This is a genomic window from Micrococcus lacusdianchii (genome assembly GCF_023155805.1).
GTDB lineage: Bacteria > Actinomycetota > Actinomycetes > Actinomycetales > Micrococcaceae > Micrococcus > Micrococcus lacusdianchii.
In genome coordinates, this window is sequence record NZ_JAKNUW010000051.1 from 1 (window position 1) to 897 (window position 897).

The window sequence follows — 897 nt, forward strand, 5'->3', positions numbered from 1 at the left end:
CCATTGTAGCATGCGTGAAGCCCAAGACATAAGGGGCATGATGATTTGACGTCGTCCTCACCTTCCTCCGAGTTGACCCCGGCAGTCTCCCATGAGTCCCCACCACAACGTGCTGGCAACATGGAACGAGGGTTGCGCTCGTTGCGGGACTTAACCCAACATCTCACGACACGAGCTGACGACAACCATGCACCACCTGTGAATCCGCCCCAAAGGGGAAACCGTGTCTCCACGGCGATCGAAAACATGTCAAGCCTTGGTAAGGTTCTTCGCGTTGCATCGAATTAATCCGCATGCTCCGCCGCTTGTGCGGGCCCCCGTCAATTCCTTTGAGTTTTAGCCTTGCGGCCGTACTCCCCAGGCGGGGCACTTAATGCGTTAGCTGCGGCGCGGAAACCGTGGAATGGTCCCCACACCTAGTGCCCAACGTTTACGGCATGGACTACCAGGGTATCTAATCCTGTTCGCTCCCCATGCTTTCGCTCCTCAGCGTCAGTTACAGCCCAGAGACCTGCCTTCGCCATCGGTGTTCCTCCTGATATCTGCGCATTCCACCGCTACACCAGGAATTCCAGTCTCCCCTACTGCACTCTAGTCTGCCCGTACCCACCGCAGATCCGGGGTTAAGCCCCGGACTTTCACGACAGACGCGACAAACCGCCTACGAGCTCTTTACGCCCAATAATTCCGGATAACGCTCGCACCCTACGTATTACCGCGGCTGCTGGCACGTAGTTAGCCGGTGCTTCTTCTGTAGGTACCGTCACTTTCGCTTCTTCCCTACTGAAAGAGGTTTACAACCCGAAGGCCGTCATCCCTCACGCGGCGTCGCTGCATCAGGCTTCCGCCCATTGTGCAATATTCCCCACTGCTGCCTCCCGTAGGAGTCTGGGCCGT

1 rRNA gene is annotated in these 897 nt (G+C 57.3%); it reads right to left on the reverse strand.

The window, feature by feature from the left end:
* Window positions 1-897, reverse strand: a 16S ribosomal RNA gene (locus MA879_RS12290); the annotation flags it as partial.